This is a genomic window from Microbulbifer mixtoriginis (SeqCode), assembly GCF_052468275.1.
The window spans coordinates 3244572-3258453 of record NZ_CP174341.1; the positions used below are offsets into that span (position 1 = coordinate 3244572).

9 protein-coding genes are annotated in these 13882 nt (G+C 49.2%); 5 read left to right on the forward strand and 4 right to left on the reverse strand.

Annotated elements, in window-relative coordinates:
* Nucleotides 1-85 precede the first annotated feature (85 nt).
* Both ACJJIC_RS14105 and ACJJIC_RS14110 read right to left on the reverse strand, forming a co-directional pair.
* Complete coding sequence (locus tag ACJJIC_RS14105) at nucleotides 86-976, reverse strand: metallophosphoesterase (protein WP_445357230.1); 891 nt, start codon at nucleotides 974-976, stop codon at nucleotides 86-88.
* A gap of 28 nt (nucleotides 977-1004) precedes the next feature.
* Entirely contained in the window at nucleotides 1005-1430 is a 426-nt protein-coding gene (locus ACJJIC_RS14110) for a Cd(II)/Pb(II)-responsive transcriptional regulator (RefSeq protein ID WP_445357231.1), read from the reverse strand.
* Nucleotides 1431-1508: 78 nt separating this feature from the next.
* Here ACJJIC_RS14110 and ACJJIC_RS14115 point away from each other — a divergent pair, with 78 nt between their 5' ends.
* The 3 genes from ACJJIC_RS14115 (at nucleotide 1509) to ACJJIC_RS14125 (ending at nucleotide 8407) form a co-directional block, all read left to right on the forward strand.
* Entirely contained in the window at nucleotides 1509-3686 is a 2178-nt protein-coding gene (locus ACJJIC_RS14115; RefSeq protein WP_445357232.1) for a heavy metal translocating P-type ATPase, read from the forward strand.
* 543 nt (nucleotides 3687-4229) lie between these two features.
* A complete protein-coding gene (locus tag ACJJIC_RS14120) occupies nucleotides 4230-5309 on the forward strand; it encodes an efflux RND transporter periplasmic adaptor subunit (protein ID WP_445357233.1) in 1080 nt (359 codons plus the stop codon).
* The gene (locus ACJJIC_RS14125; protein WP_445357234.1) at nucleotides 5306-8407 is read left to right on the forward strand and encodes an efflux RND transporter permease subunit; all 3102 of its coding nucleotides are present in this window, start codon (nucleotides 5306-5308) and stop codon (nucleotides 8405-8407) included. The genes ACJJIC_RS14120 and ACJJIC_RS14125 overlap by 4 nt, the downstream gene beginning before the upstream one ends.
* A gap of 196 nt (nucleotides 8408-8603) precedes the next feature.
* Here ACJJIC_RS14125 and norR read toward each other — a convergent pair whose 3' ends face one another.
* Complete coding sequence (gene norR, locus ACJJIC_RS14130; RefSeq protein WP_445357235.1) at nucleotides 8604-10175, reverse strand: nitric oxide reductase transcriptional regulator NorR; 1572 nt, start codon at nucleotides 10173-10175, stop codon at nucleotides 8604-8606.
* 176 nt (nucleotides 10176-10351) lie between these two features.
* Here norR and ACJJIC_RS14135 point away from each other — a divergent pair, with 176 nt between their 5' ends.
* The gene (locus ACJJIC_RS14135) at nucleotides 10352-10603 is read left to right on the forward strand and encodes a hypothetical protein (RefSeq protein WP_252081748.1); all 252 of its coding nucleotides are present in this window, start codon (nucleotides 10352-10354) and stop codon (nucleotides 10601-10603) included.
* Nucleotides 10604-10775: 172 nt separating this feature from the next.
* The gene (locus tag ACJJIC_RS14140; RefSeq protein ID WP_445357236.1) at nucleotides 10776-12020 is read left to right on the forward strand and encodes an MFS transporter; all 1245 of its coding nucleotides are present in this window, start codon (nucleotides 10776-10778) and stop codon (nucleotides 12018-12020) included.
* Between the two features lie 89 nt (nucleotides 12021-12109).
* On the opposite strand, the gene ACJJIC_RS14145 is transcribed toward ACJJIC_RS14140, so the two are convergent.
* Nucleotides 12110-13750: an acetolactate synthase large subunit gene (locus ACJJIC_RS14145; RefSeq protein ID WP_252081750.1), complete on the reverse strand. Its 1641-nt coding sequence runs from the start codon at nucleotides 13748-13750 to the stop codon at nucleotides 12110-12112.
* Between the last annotated feature and the right edge of the window lie 132 nt (nucleotides 13751-13882).

Here is a 13882-nt window from a genome sequence, read left to right on the forward strand (position 1 = left end):
TAAGCCAGGCAGCCATTCTAATCCAGCGCTCTATTTACATCCTGCCAAAGCAGATAACCAATCCAACCAACCATAAACTGCTTATTTATTCACTGCGACTAAAAAGCCTCAGCAAAGTGACTTCTGGCGGCACCAGAAATCTTACCGGCAGGATACTGGTGCCTACCCCTGGGCTCACAAACAGGTGTTTGCCCTCCTCTTCGATATGACCAATGGCATAGCGCTCCCCGTAGCGAGAGGGCACAATCGGGCGGCCAATCAAGGGTAAAAATACCTGGCCGCCATGAGTGTGGCCGGCAATCGTCAAGGCAATCCGTTGTGGAATTTGGGGAAATATATCTGGGTTGTGAGTGAAGGCTAAGACTGTCTCTGACTCTTCAATGGCAGACATTGCCCAATCTATATTGTGTGGCCCCTCCCAGAAATCACTGATGCCAACCAACTGAAAGGCACAGTGGCCGCTACTGATCTTGGTGGATGCATCTTCCAGCAGCGGGATACCTTTCTCAGTAAAAGCCCGCTCTACTCTTTTCGGGTCCAGCCACCAGTCGTGATTGCCCATTACAGCAAAAACGCCCAAGGGTGCCCTGAGGCCGGCAAGCACTTCAGCGGCACTCTCCGGTGTCACAAAAGAACCACCAACTACCCCCTGAATAACAAAGTCACCGGGGAGTAGTACTAAGTCAGGACTACTGGCATTTACTTGGTTAACCAATGAGCGCAGGCTTTCAATACCCTTATAGGGGGAACCCACATGTAAATCCGCCAATACCGCCACGCTTAAACCGCTACAGGAAGCAGGCCAAGATTCCAGGCGGAGCGCTTGCTCATTGATCCTGAAGCTTCTTGGCTCAGCGAAAAAGGCCCAAACGGCAAGGGTAAGAGCAACAACCAGAGCCACTAGAAAGACAACCCGGTACTTTCCCCGTGGCCAGCTCAATAATTCTCCCGATAACTTACTCAACAACTTTTTCAATGAGGCACTCTCAACTTACAGATAACTTTTATACCGTGCTTTGTGCCGGGTGGCAGTCACAGCTGGAGAGTTCTCGTACAATCTCACAGGAATCAGTAAAACCGGGGCCGCCACACTGGCCGCGCAATGCCAGCAAACTCTTCCGCAATTGCTCGAGCAGTGCCATTTGGCTGTCCACCCTATCAATATGCTCATCTACCAACGCATTGATTTCAGCACAGTGCTCTCTCGGTTGCTCCCGCAAGGTTAACAGTTTGCGTATATCCTCAATGGGCATATCGAGGGAGCGACAGTGCCGTATAAAACGCAATTGCGCCAAGTGCGCTTCCGAATACAGGCGATAATTGCCTTCGGACCTCAATGGTTGCGGCAGCAAGCCCACCTGTTCGTAGTAACGCACCGTTTCCACCTTGCAGCCTGCCTGCTTGGCCGCCTCCCCTATTCGGTAACGCATGCTGGTGTCCCCTTGACTCTATAGTTACTAGAGGGATTGTAATGCTGGCTCACTCATTGAGCTATTCGAGAGTTAACCATGGGAAAACAGGACTCCACTTGCGGCTGTGGCAGCAGCACTGAACCTCTACAACAACCGCTCGATAGTGGCGCCGGAAAAGATAGCGAAAGCTCCCTCTTCTCAATCACCAAAATGGATTGCCCCACCGAAGAAGGTTTGATCCGCGCCAAGCTCACCCCACTCGAAGGCATTTACAGCCTGGACTTTAACCTGGTGCAACGCATTTTGCGGGTTGGACACGCTCCGGGTATGCAGCAACAGATCCTGGACATACTCGCCCCTCTGGATCTGGATGCCAGGGTCGCCTCCCCATCGGATACAGAAAATGCACCATCCGCAACCAAGGCCAATTGGTGGCTGCTGGGAGCAGCCGGCTTGGCGGCACTCGCTTCTGAGGTGGTGTTCTGGTTACAGGGGGGAAACAGTTGGCTGGTCATGTTACTGGCATTAGCCGCCATTGCCGGCGGGGGGCTCTCTACTTACAAAAAAGGTTGGATCGCCCTTAAGAACCGCAACCTGAATATGAATGCGCTGATGTCCATCGCGGTCACAGGCGCACTTTTGATTGGGCACTGGCCTGAGGCTGCCATGGTGATGGTACTGTTCACCCTCGCCGAACTGATTGAGGCCAAGTCTCTGGACCGGGCCAGAAACGCTATTCGCGAGTTAATGGACTTGGCCCCGGAAACCGCCACAGTACTTCAGGGTGATGGCCAGTGGCGCGAGGTGAATGCAAAAACCGTTTCCCTCGGCGCCAAGGTCAGGGTGAGGCCCGGTGAGCGCATCGCCCTGGATGGCGAAGTAATTAAAGGCAACTCTGCGGTGAACCAAGCCCCAATCACTGGTGAGAGCCTTCCGGTAGATAAAGAAGCTGGAGACAGCCTCTTTGCCGGTAGCATCAATGAGTCCGGCGCACTGGAATATAGGGTGACTGCCGTAGCCAGTGATGCCGTACTTGCCCGAATCATCCACGCGGTTGAGGAGGCGCAAGGCAGCCGCGCGCCCACCCAGCGTTTTGTCGATCAGTTCGCGCGCTGGTATACCCCCTTGGTATTTGCGGTTGCCCTTGCCACAGCGTTAATTCCCCCGCTGTTTTTCTCCGGTGCCTGGATGGAGTGGATCTACCGCGCCCTGGTACTGCTGGTTATCGCCTGCCCCTGCGCTCTGGTCATTGCCACCCCGGTCACCATCGTCAGCGGCCTCGCAGCAGCAACAAGACACGGCACGCTGATTAAAGGGGGGGCATACCTCGAAGAGGGGCGCCGGCTGCGCTGGCTGGCCCTGGATAAAACCGGCACCATCACCCACGGTGCACCGCAGGTAACAGATTTTGCCCTGATAACGGGCAAAGATGAGGCGCGGGTAAAGCGCCTCGCCGCCAGCCTCGCCCACCGCTCCGATCACCCGGTTTCGAAGGCAGTGGCAGAATTTCTCAACGCCAGTGGAGCACCCTTACTAGAAGTAGAAGCCTTTGAAGCCCTGGCCGGGCGCGGGATTCGAGGAGAGATTGAAGGCACAAGCTATTACCTCGGTAATCACCGCCTGGTGGAAGAATTGCGCGTTTGCAGTGAGGAGCTAGAGGATCGCCTCTCAAAACTGGAGTATCAGGGGAAAACGGTCGTTATGTTGGTGGATGCAAACCGTGTTCTGGCTCTGTTTGCCGTAGCCGATACGGTAAAAGAATCCAGCCGCAAAGCCATTGATGAGCTCCACCAATTGGGGGTGAAAACCCTGATGCTGACCGGTGACAATCAGCACACCGCCGATGCCATTGCCAAGGAGGTGGGCATCGATCGGGCTATGGGCAACCTACTGCCAGAAGATAAACTCCATGAAGTGGATTCCCTTGCCGGCCACGGCCGGGTCGGCATGGTGGGCGACGGCATCAATGATGCACCAGCCCTGGCGCGAGCTGATATCGGCTTCGCCATGGGCGCAACCGGCACCGATACCGCCATAGAAACGGCAGACGTTGCCCTGATGGATGACAACCTGGGTAAAATCGCCAGTTTTATCCGCCTCTCCCGTACGACAGCTCATATTCTTTGGCAAAACATCATCCTTGCCCTGGGTATCAAAGCGGTCTTTCTGGCACTCGCCTTTGCCGGTGAAGCCACTATGTGGATGGCAGTATTCGCCGATATGGGGACCAGCCTGCTGGTGGTTTTCAATGGGCTAAGACTGATGCGGAAGTGATCTCAAAACAAGACGGTAGAAAAGTCTGGAAAATAGAAAAGACAGTACCAATTATTTAATACGCAACCAGTCTATCCCGTAGAAGATCTCGTTAAACAGGTGCTTGAATACGCAATTGTTGGTTACCTTATTAACCAGCAAAAGCAGGCACCTTCGAGAGTTTCTTTGGATAGTGCAAAATTGGCATGACAAAAAACTTTAAACATAAAGAAAGCAGAACTCAGCAACACCGATAACACGCTGCAGGCCTACAATAAAATATTTCGATTCCGCTTTAGCAAGACATGTCCAATGGCACTTAGGAAGTGTCTAACCAAAAAATTATGCTAGCAAAAAGCCCTCTCAAAAAACCGAGCAAATAGAACCTAATTCCAAACACCACTTATCCCCTTTAGGCCTCACCTTGTCGTAGGCCAATTGCAGGAAAATCAGCATCCCCATACCCTTTTGTCAACTACAACACTAAAGACATTAAGTCTCTTTAGCGCCAGATAGTCTCACCACAAACATTAATCTAAGAATAATATCGACTAGAGCCTCCGAATGCGAAACAGTCAATTTAGAGCATTTCTTGCCAGCAGCATCATTTCTACCACTCTATTTTCTAGCTCTAGTATTTTTGCTGATGATAGTCGTGCAGTACTCGTTGAGGCTGCACACCCGTGGCAGCAAGCTATTAATACCAGATTATTTTGTTCGGTGTTATCTCCTCCGCTACACCAAGTCTCCAGCCACACTGAAGCCGAGCTCACCCAAGTAAAACCCGTAGGTTCAATAATTAAAGCTGGCGAGTTAGTAGCCGCACAGGATGGATTTTATCTCTCTCAGGAGATTGAGATTATTCGCACAGATATTGCAATCACACAGAGCCAGCTGATTTATGCGGAAGAAGAGCTGAGCAGACTGGAGAAGCTTCGCTCAGCAGACATGGTGTCTCCGTCCCACTTAAACAGCCTTAAGCTCAATGCTGATACCTACCGGCTCACAAAACAAAGACTCGAGCACCAGCTAACAACAGCCGAATACCGTTTAGAACGACTGCAACACTATGCAAGAACTGATAGTCAAGTTGTAAGTATAGAAGCCAACCCCGGTGAGAGACTAAATTCGGGGCAAAGAATCATGCAATTGCTGCCTCTGAAAGAAAATCAAATTGAGTGCAGCCTTCCCGAAGAAAAATTAAACAATGAAAATTTACTCAACAGTAGCTCCTTTACTTTTAGGGACCAAAATATCCCCTTAAGAAATATTAGTCATACTGTCAATCCGGAAACGCAAAATCTCAACCTCTACTTTGAAACAGAATCAGAGCAATTCGCGTCCCTATTAGTAGGACAGAGATTCGAAATAATGATGCAAACACCCCTCTCAACTAAAAAAACGCAGGAGAGGGTAACAAAAGTTCCCAGTGATGCCGTAATACTAGAGGGCGACCAATATAAAATCTGGACTCTAGACAGTGATCAAAGGGCGGTTAGTACCGAGGTTCAAATAATAGATACCTTGAAGGGACACTTTGTTGTACGTTCAACCATTAAACCTGGAGATCTTGTAGTCGTTCTGGGTTATGAAGGCCTACAACCCAATGAAACTGTCTCTCCGACAAAGAGGGAAAACACATGAAATCCCTGGAGAAATACAGTTCATTTATTATAAGTTGCACTTTTGCCCTAATTGTTGCCGGTATTATTGCGGGCCTAAACTTGCCTAATGCACTACTCCCCACTATCAATCGTCCACAAATTGCACTGGCTATTCCTTGGCCGGGAAAGACAGCGGAAGAGATAGAGCAAATATTAGTTGCACCACTTGAGCAGGAGCTATCGAGCCTAAGCTACCTGAAAGAGGTGCAGACAAATATAAACAGTGGCTTTGCCTGGGTCACGATTGACTTTCACTCTGAAGCAGATATGGAGCAAATGTATATTGAGGTACTCTCCAGAATCAATCAGGTACCGAACTGGCCCACGCAAGTCCGCACACCCCAAGTTTTCAATTTTGCCAATGGTGCGGGGGCTACGCTAGCAACCTTCTTCCTCTATTCGAAGAAGTCAGCCAGTGAGCTGGAATTAATTGATGCATTTTTAAACCACGTAAAGCCAGCCATAAGTAAAATTCCGGGAGTATCCTCTATAGAAGTTGCCGCTACGCCTATCGCCCAACGGGTCGATATTGAGTTCGATCCAGAGAAGATGACTCAAAATTCCTTAAGTATTGCTGGGGTAACTGCACACCTTAATGATCTTGTGGACCGATCGGGCGGCAACCTGAAAATTGGCTCTAAGGACTATGCATTACATTTTAAGGGCCAAATCCCCCTAGATGAGCTCTCACGATTACCTATCGCCACACGTGGAAACCAGATTATACGGCTCTCTGACATTGCCTCTGTAAACGCACGGCCTGCATCCGACTGGGCATATTTTGCCCTTGAGGGCAATCGATCCTTTTATTTCTACTTGCTCCCCACCGAAAACGTCAATGCTCTTGACACTATTGCACAGCTGAAGTCAACCATGGCGGAGCTGAATAGTGGAGAGTTAGCTCGGTTAGACATGGAATTGGCCATAAGCCGTGATGACTCCAAAGGAATCCGAGACTCCCTGAATCTGGTGTACGGGAGCCTCCTTCTTGGATCGCTGCTAGCCTGCTTGGTTTTGTACTGGTTTCTGCGTAACCTGAGAACTTTAACTTTAATATTCCTCAGCATTCCCGTATGCATCTCCCTCGTCGTTGTGGGTATGTATATTGGGGGTAGAAGCATGAATGTTATTTCATTGGCAGGCATCGCTCTTTCTATCGGATTGATGGTAGATGCGGCAATTATTGTGGTGGAAAATATTCAAAGGCTTCGCCAGCAAGGCATTGGCACCCAGGAAAGCATTGTACAGGGAACACGAGAAGTTACAGGTTCATTGGCATCATCAACGATATCAAGCGTCATTGTGTTCCTGCCTATTATTGCCATGCAATCTGCAACAGGGCAATTATTTAGAGATCTCGCTTTTACAATTTCAAGCGCTTTACTCGCCTCACTGCTCTTTGCCTTATTAATACTACCTTCATTCGCAAGGTACATATTAGGCCATTCAAAAAAAATAAAGAAAGAATCTTCAAACACAAGAATTCTATTAATCCTAAAAAGATGGGTTGCCCTTTCCATCAAAGCTACAGCTACCCCCAGACGGTCTATTACAGCCATTATTCTTGGGCTACCCATCGCACTCATAGCCACCTATGTTTCCACACCATCCATAGATGTATTGCCAGATCCAAAACAGAATATGGTTTCCGTTTTTATCAACTTTGAGAGCGCACTAGCCACAGATGCTATTAGAACGGATTACGGGGAACGCGTGGTGAATCGAATCACCAGCAACTTTAAAGAAATAGAAGATCATGTTTCCACTTACGGCATTATCTGCAACCCAAGCAATTGCAACCTCTATATGTATACCCAAGGCGATTGGGATTTTGAATCACTGCGGGAATGGATGAATGAGAAAGTACTCTATGGACTTGTAGGTACCCGTATCCATTTCAGGCATGGGGGTCTTTTACGATTTGCAATGCCAAACAATCGAATAAGCCAACTGGATATTAAAGGGGCTGAACTTTCCAGGCTACAAATGGCTGGCACTGAGTTAATGAACCATCTGCGCGCAGAGTTTCCAGACGCACAAATCCAGGAGGGGAGCGCACTGCAAAACCGGGCTGTACGCATAGAGTTCCAACCTCGTCTGGATCAATTAACTTATTTAGGCATTACAGTTTCAGAGCTAAACCGCCAACTTATGGCTTTGACCGATGGGATATACATAGGCCATTTTTATACTGGCACTAACACGCTACCATTCTACTTCAAAGCAGAAGACCCACAGAGCCTGGAAGTACTTCTAAACACTGAAATATGGATTGACGGGCACGGCCTGATTCCTGTCCGTGAATTAGCAAGCGCAAAATTAACCCAAGCCCCAGCCAGTATTTTGCGAGTTGGGCAAGAAGTCAGTGCATCGTTAAACCTAACCCCGCCAGAAGGGGTAGCAATGAAGTCATTTGTTGAAAACGTAGACCAATCGGTACAGTCCTTTTTAGCAGAAAGCTCCTATAGCGATTTGCACACTCAGTTCAGGGGCAGCGCAAACGAACTAAACCTGTTCCTAGTTGAATTTCTTAAAATATTCTTGGCTGCTCTCGCAGTACTCGCCCTGTTGATGTATTTTGCCCTAAGATCTGCAAAGCTGGCCGCCGCCGTGCTTTGCGCTATACCCCTCTCATTTGCCGGCGGGATGTTAAGTTTACAGCTATTAAACCTTTTCACCCCCCAAAGCCTTGATGTAATTACAATGATTGGATTCGTAATTCTGATGGGGCTTGTAGTCAACAACGCAATACTATTAGTGAATCAATTTCAAAAGTCATTACAGGCCGGGGCCAGTCAGCTAGAAGCTATTTATGCAGCAGCCAGCTTGCGCGCTCGTCCCATTATGCTAACAACAATCACCTGTATCTTTGGCAACCTGCCTTTGGTGTTAAATCCAGGGAGCAGTGCTGCAATTTATCGAGGCCTGGCGACGGTGATTACAGGCGGGATGATATTTAGCGCTCTGTTTGTTTTAGCCTTTATGTCTGCACTACTCTCACAAAAGCTGTTCCGCTCTGAGCAGCAGAGTTTTGCTCAAAAGATTGACTCGGACGTGCCTGAACCTGCTAGCGCGTAACATAAGGGTGGCGATCAATTGATCTAACCTGTGCTGGCAATAACAGCCAAAATGTCAGCACAGGTATGCCTCGCCTGTTTCTAATCTGCAATAGAGATTTGTTTATTATCCTTAGTGAAAGTAACTACTCCAAACCCAATCACAAATATCCCTATTCATCCATATCCCCTAGCAACCTATATTGTGCAAAGCGCCATCAATTTCCGCCCACAACTTCTTTTTTTACATGGATACCCAGACGTTTTGCAAGGCGGACCAAGTTGCCCCTATCCGTAGAGAGCGATTTCGCTGCCCTACTCCAATTCCCATCGCTCTGAGTCAATATATGCTTTATAAGATCCCGCTGATATTCTTCAGTGGCTACCCTAAGATTTATTGCCCCAAGCGGAGGCTGAACGGGTCTCTCAAACTCTGGTTGCGCTGCTATGTCATCCGGAATCTCTATATGTGCCGCCGTCAGTGATACTATTTCAGAGAGTGATGCGTTTTTTCTTGCCTTGAGCGCTGCGCGGCTGATGATATGCTCCAGCTCTCTCACATTTCCAGGCCAGCTATAACGCTTTAATTTACTGGAAGCATCTGCTGATAGCCGCAGCTGACGGAAGCCAAGCTTCCTCGTGGAGCGCTCCAGAAAATAATCTGCCAGCAGGAGAACATCATTTTCTCTCTGTGATAGTGCGGGTACTTCCAGAGGATAAACAGAGAGACGGTGATACAAATCGGCCCTGAATCCACCTAAGTCGATTTCTTTGAGCAAATCCCGATTGGTAGCGGCCACTATACGCACATCTACATGCTGTACCGCATCCTTACCAACAGGCTGAATTTCACCACTTTGCAGTACCCGCAGCAGTTTGCCCTGAACTGATAAAGGCAGTTCACCCACTTCATCCAGAAAAAGTGTCCCGCCGTTTGCCAATAGAAACTTTCCTGGGCGATCCCGATCAGCGCCAGTAAAAGCCCCCTTCGCATGCCCGAATAACTCCGCTTCTGCCAGTGTTTCTGTTAAGGAGGCGCAGTTGAGATAGACAAGAGGTTTTTCCCGACGAGATGACAGCCGATGTACTGTGCGGGCAACTAGCTCCTTACCTACACCAGTTTCCCCTAGAATAAGCACGCTGTAGTCAGACCCCGCAACTAATTCAATGTCGCTTCGCAAGGCCCTCATCACTTGGCTTTCGCCGATTAACTCACCGCCATCCCGCAGAAAGGCTTCCTGGGTCAACTCTTTTACCAGTTGTTCGGCATGTTCAGCAGAAAGGGACAGCGCTTTTAGCTCCAAAGCCGTTTTGAGAGTAGCGGCTGAGAGTGCGGCGATTAGCTCAAGCGTTCGATCGCTAATCAGGCTATAGGCGTCTGAGGTCATACTATCCAAAGTAAGCAGCCCCACTAGATGATTGTCAGAATACAGCGGCAAACCGAGACAGGAGTGCACCGGTAGGTCCCCTTCCCTATCCAGTAGTAAGCCATCAAAAGGGTCCGGCAAATTGCAATCAGAGGGGAAGCGAACGGGAGCATCAGAACTGCAGATTTGCGCTAGGCGGGGATGCTCGTTAATTAGGAAACGCCGCCCCATAGTACGCCTGGCCAAGCCCTGCACAGCCAGGGGGGTAAGCACCTCTCCATTCAGCCCCAGCAAGGCCACCGCATCACACTTAATTGCCTTGCGGATGGTGGAGAGCAGTCGTTCAAATCGGTCACTATTATTCAGGCTATTTGCGAGATCCAGAGCTACTTCAAGCAATAGAGTAGAATTGATATCCACCATATCTCACCAAGTCAATAAGCTTCTTTTGTGTCATTATGACATGGTCACCATATAGGTCAAATTGACACAAACAAATATCTTAATCACCCTAAGCTATTGATTTATAAAGAATTATTAAGCTGGCATAACATTTGCCTAATAACCATTGAGGTTATTTAGTAATAGAGGCGAAGACAATGCTGGACACATACACTTTAAAAATTCGCAGGCGTTTTGAACTCTTGCTCAAGGCCGGAAATCTCACCCTGTTGCTCTCTACCCCCCTGCTATTACTCACCGTTGTCATCTGCTACCCGCTCTCCCATTATTTTTCTATCCCAGCCCAAGTGGCGGGCCATATTTTTATGATTATCAGTGCAACGTTTATCAAGATTGGCTATGTCAGCCGCTGCGTTGCGCAATACAACCTGTGCCAGGAAGTGCGCTAACTGATCACGCCGAGCTTCTCGCCTCCATCCCCTTTGGGGGCGACCTTTGTAGCTTTCAAACTTTCCACACCATCACCTCAGCAGCCGTATCTAACAACTACCTCAGTGCTATCTTCTCTTCAGGGCTGCCAACCCTGCACAGCGATCAATACAAACCCCATAAGGAAACTCGATGTCTGCAATGAGCCGTCTGGCCCTGCTGGCTGTGGTATTTATCGACTTGATGGGTCAAGGACTGCTATTCCCCATCATTAATGAACTGGTCATGTCCACCAAGTTTCAATTCCTGCCTACAGACACCGCACAATCCACCCGCCACCTCTACTATGGCATTGTTATCAGTAGCTTTTTTTTAGCTTGGTTTATTGGGGCGGTGTATATCGCTAAGTTATCTGACAGTATCGGCCGAAAAAGCGCGATGGTACTTTGTTTGGTTGGCGCCCTGGCAGGCTATGCAATTACACTCGCAGCCTTATTTGCCAGCAGCCTGTGGTTGCTGATTCTTGGGCGCGTGGTCAGTGGATTTACTGCCGGCAACCAGCCCATTGCCCAAGCGGCAATGATTGATGCAAGCCGTGATGAACTGGATGCTTCAAAAAACTTGGGGTTACTGGTGGCGGGAATGAGCGCGGGAGCAGTTGCGGGACCAATTATCGCTGGAGTCTTAGCCGACAAGGCCCTGCTCGGTAATATTGCAAGCATTCAACTGCCTTTTTATTTTGCGCTACTTTTGGTTGCTATCACCCTCGGCCTAATTCTGCTCTTTTATCACGATAGCCGCCCCCCGACTTCGCCTATTCAATTGCGCTTATCTGACTTATTCAGGCAATTTGCACACCTCAAAGAGAGGCCCTTAGTCATCAGGCTTTGCCCAGCTTACCTAAGTTTTATGCTGGTTCACCTCAGTTTTTATATCTTTATCACCAACTATCTCAGCAGCCGCTTTGGCCTCGGCTTACTGGGAACCAGTATGGCCATGCTATTCATGGGAATCGCCGTGGGTACTTCCAGTATCTTTTTGGTTAAACCCGTGCTGTCTAAGTGGGGCAAGCCACTGGTTATCAAGGTATCGGCATTGACCATGGGGGCCTGTGCGCTGGTTTTTGCTTTCAGTAGCCAGGTTTGGCTTTGTTACTTGAGTGTGTTTCTCGCCTACTTGTGCTTTGGACTAGCCTATCCGGCACTACTGAACTTGTTTGCCAATAGTGTGGATGAGAGCGAACAGGGATGGGTAATGGGTATCGCCACAGCGGGCTTCACCATTGTGGCCACCCTTATCTCACTATTGGGTGGCGGCGCTATGGAAATTAATATCCGACTACCATTTTTTATCACTGCCATTGCGGCCGTTTTCGTTTTGATACTGAGCTGGTTCAGTTGGCGTAGCAGTGCAATGAAAAAAATTGTTGATCGGTGAAGCCTCCTGAATGCTATCGCGGCATCACTGCGGCCCAGAGCTTGAAATGAGGCCGCAGAAATACCGTGAACTAGCGTTGCTACCTCAAGCTATAGCTTGCTCGCCAAGTCCTTAATTTCGTGATTCAGTATTCGATCATTATGGCTGTAATCCATGGGAACTTCTATCAAATGTACCCCGCCCTCCCGGCAGCACTTCTCAATCATCGGTTTCAATTCATCTGTTGCCTGTATACGATGCCCTTCGGCACCATAAGATTTCGCATAAGCCACAAAATCAGGATTGGTAAAATCGAGACCAAAATTCTTAAGCCCCATCATGGACTGCTTCCATTTGATCATGCCATAGGCATCATCGCGCAAAATCAACACAATTAAGTCCAGCTTCAGGCGAACAGCGGTTTCTATTTCCTGGGAGTTCATCATAAAACCCCCGTCCCCACAGATAGCCACCACCCGGCGATCGGGACAAACCAGCTTGGCTGCCATGGCCGATGGCAAACCAGCCCCCATAGTGGCCAGCGCATTATCCAAAAGTACGGTATTCGGAAAGTAAGCGGGATAATTGCGGGCAAACCAGATCTTGAACATGCCATTATCGAGGGCAATCACGCCCTTCTCTGGCATCACCTCACGCACATCCCTTACTAGTCGCTGGGGTCTGATGGGGAAAGTATCTGCGCTCGAACCCTCCTCAATATGCTTCTGCAAGGCAGCCCGGATGCGGTGAGCATCGCTAAAACTCCAGTGCTCTTGTGGCTCTAGGTGTTCCTGCAGCTGCCACAGGCTGTTGGCGATATCACCGATCACTTCTATCTGCGGGAAATACACCGGGTCTACCTGGGCCGCATTGAAGTTAATATGTACCACTTCTGGCCCACCAGGGCGCATAAAGAACGGGGGCTTCTCTACAACATCGTGACCTACGTTAATGATGAGATCTGCCTGCTCAATAGTGCGATGAATAAAGTCACCATCGGATAAGGCCGTATTGCCAATAAAGTGCGGCCCCGATTCATCGATCACTCCCTTACCCATCTGCGTGGTAATTGCGGGGATTCCCAGCTTTTCCACAAATTTTCTCAGCATCTTCGACGTCAGCTTTCTGTTCGCGCCGGCGCCGATCAGCAGTAGAGGCTTGCGAGAGCTGGCGATAGCCTCAGCCGCCTTACGAATGGCTTTTTCTTCAGCAATGGGACGGCGCTGATAGCTGATGTCGAGCACCGGCATGGCGGAATGCTCCCGAGCGATATCCTCGGGAAACTCCAAGTGCGTAGCCCCTGGCCGCTCTTCCTCTGAGAGACGAAAGGCTTCGCGCACATACGCCGGCACATAATCCCCTCCCACAATCGTTTTTGTGTACTTGGTAAGGGGCCGCATCATGTCGACGATATTAATAATTTGAAATTGTCCCTGCTTGGAACTCTTAATAGGTTTCTGCCCAGTAATCATCACCATAGGCATCCCTCCCAGCTGAGCATAAGCAGCCGCGGTAACCAGATTAGTGGCACCTGGCCCCAGGGTTGCCAAGCACACACCAGATTTACCGGTAAGGCGGCCATAAGTGGCCGCCATAAATCCAGCGGCCTGCTCGTGACGAGTAAGGATTAACTGTATTTTGGAGCCCCGCAAAGACTCCAGCATATCCAGGTTTTCCTCGCCGGGAATACCAAAAACATACTCAACCCCCTCGGCTTCCAGGGCGCGCACAAATAGATCGGATGCTTTCATAGGAGCGTCTCTCGTCGTTGTAATCACTCATGATTTGGCCAGATATGGGGTATTCGACGCTTCTTTCTTTGCTTTTTTACTTGCTAGCCTAAAACCTGATCCAGCATTCCCCACACCCATGGGGCAGAGTCA

Excerpts from the sequence above, each read along its gene's own strand:
- norR (WP_445357235.1), bottom strand. The coding sequence starts at position 10,175 with ATGGTGGATATCAATTCTACTCTATTGCTTGAAGTAGCTCTGGATCTC.
- ACJJIC_RS14140 (WP_445357236.1), top strand. The coding sequence starts at position 10,776 with ATGTCTGCAATGAGCCGTCTGGCCCTGCTGGCTGTGGTATTTATCGAC.
- ACJJIC_RS14145 (WP_252081750.1), bottom strand. The coding sequence starts at position 13,750 with ATGAAAGCATCCGATCTATTTGTGCGCGCCCTGGAAGCCGAGGGGGTT.
- ACJJIC_RS14110 (WP_445357231.1), bottom strand. The coding sequence starts at position 1,430 with ATGCGTTACCGAATAGGGGAGGCGGCCAAGCAGGCAGGCTGCAAGGTG.
- ACJJIC_RS14120 (WP_445357233.1), top strand. The coding sequence starts at position 4,230 with ATGCGAAACAGTCAATTTAGAGCATTTCTTGCCAGCAGCATCATTTCT.
- ACJJIC_RS14125 (WP_445357234.1), top strand. The coding sequence starts at position 5,306 with ATGAAATCCCTGGAGAAATACAGTTCATTTATTATAAGTTGCACTTTT.
- ACJJIC_RS14115 (WP_445357232.1), top strand. The coding sequence starts at position 1,509 with ATGGGAAAACAGGACTCCACTTGCGGCTGTGGCAGCAGCACTGAACCT.
- ACJJIC_RS14135 (WP_252081748.1), top strand. The coding sequence starts at position 10,352 with ATGCTGGACACATACACTTTAAAAATTCGCAGGCGTTTTGAACTCTTG.